Genomic DNA, 1,752 nt, shown 5'->3' with positions numbered 1-1,752 from the left:
CAGCGCGACTGACAAGCTCGGCCCGCCGGTGAGCGCGAGGCCCGTCGTAAGCTACACCACGCCGCGGGACATCATCCTTACCTCCCATCATCACGGCAGCATGATCCCTGTTCAAATCTATGACGGATTTGTCTCTTCCGGTCTCGGGCGCATCGCCGGTTGAAGCGTCGAAGTCGTCATCAAGAATGCAGATTTCATTTGGCAACTCGATTGGCTTGCGAAGTCCGTCGTCCCAGCCGTGATTGAATGTGCTGCGGGCTTCGCGTTCTGACAGACCGCAGGCCTTCCCGGCTTCTATGAGAACCGCTCCTGCGCCCTCCCGCGAGAGCGCGCCATGCGCGCCCGCACCGCCAGCCCACATGCTCACATTGTTCAGTTCAGCCTGGCGCGTGCCCTCCAGGGTTGCTTCAACCTTGGCAGCGAGCTTCGCCAGACGACCGCGCGCCCATTGGCGATGAAATTCGGATGCCTCTCGGATCGGGACAGGATCGCGCTTGGGTTGCGCAGGTGGCGTCAGTGTATCCGGCCACTCGGGCAGCGCCATTCCACGCGCCAGTTGTTCGCCATCGACAATGTAGCGTTCGCCATTCTTGATACTGCCCGGCGCTATGACAAATCCACCGTTGTTCCGCACGTCCAAGCCGGGACCGATCTTGCCCACCCTTGCTTTCAGGTCGGCCTTATAAGCAAAGAACAGATGGCATCCGCCGCTCGGGGTGATTGTACGAACTGGGGACATGGCTCGATGATCGTCAAAGCCCAGGGTCGCAAGCGATAGCAAGCCGTCATTGCCGTTCTTCAGGTCAACGTCCAGTACGCTGATGCCGTTGCGCTCGCCCGTGATCAGGGCCACGCGAGCTTGGGGCCAATCACCCCACCATTTGCGAATCTGCGCAGGATCAGTCGTGGCGCGTTCGGGAAACTTCGCAATGGGCTTCCATCCATCACCATCGCCCCATTCGCGTACAGGGCAGACGGCGAGCCCACGGGCAGCTAGTGATAGTGCCACCTCCAGATTGCTTGCTTCGAGAGTGTCCAGCCCGAAAAGTTCGGATAGGTCTGTATCGTTTCGAGCTTTTGCGGAAATAGGATCCCCAAGCAAATCGGTTAGATCAGTTTTACTTTTTACTTGAATCCCGCGATTACTATCACTATCTTCAGGCATATTAGAACTTTCTTTTAAGGGCCATCGGGTTGCCGCCCGGTGGCCCTATCTCTTTGTGCACCACGCATAGCAGGGACAGAAGCCACGCCCGCAATATAGCGGCAGCGCGCGTAGGATTCAAGTTATTGTTTTAAAGAGATATTTTAGCATTCCGTTAACCATCATGCCAGAAGATCGGATAAGTCAGTGGATGGCCTTCTTCCCGCATTTTCATACTCATTCAACCTATCCGACCACCAACTCATAAGCTCCCGACGCTGGCTCAGATACTCGGAATGATTATATGCCGCCGCAACCTTATCCGCCTTCACATGGGCTAGCTGCATTTCAATCCACTCGGATTTCCACAGACCGGACTCATGCGCCGTCGTGCTGAACGTGCCCCGAAATCCATGCACGGTTGCTACGCCTTTCAGCCCAGACCTGTAGAGTGCGTATAGTAGCGTATTTTCACTCACTGGCTTGTTGGCCCGGTCGCCGGGCAGAATCCACTGGCTTTCGCCAGCAAGCGCCGAGTAACGCGCGAAAGTTGGTGATGCCCTGAGGGGCGGCATATCATGGCGGTGTTCAGACGCCGTCAATTCTCA

The 1,752-nt window shown here is 56.7% G+C and carries 1 protein-coding gene; it reads right to left on the bottom strand.

What is annotated here, in order from left to right; translation table 11 throughout:
- Positions 1–1,165 (bottom strand): bifunctional DNA primase/polymerase (locus tag Q1A36_RS21230; RefSeq protein WP_299848153.1); only part of this gene is annotated, 1,165 nt, incomplete at its 3' end.
- Positions 1,166–1,752: the final 587 nt, after the last annotated feature.

The organism is uncultured Paracoccus sp. (genome assembly GCF_947487305.1).
GTDB lineage: Bacteria > Pseudomonadota > Alphaproteobacteria > Rhodobacterales > Rhodobacteraceae > Paracoccus.
This window is presented reverse-complemented; position numbering and strand designations above follow the sequence as displayed.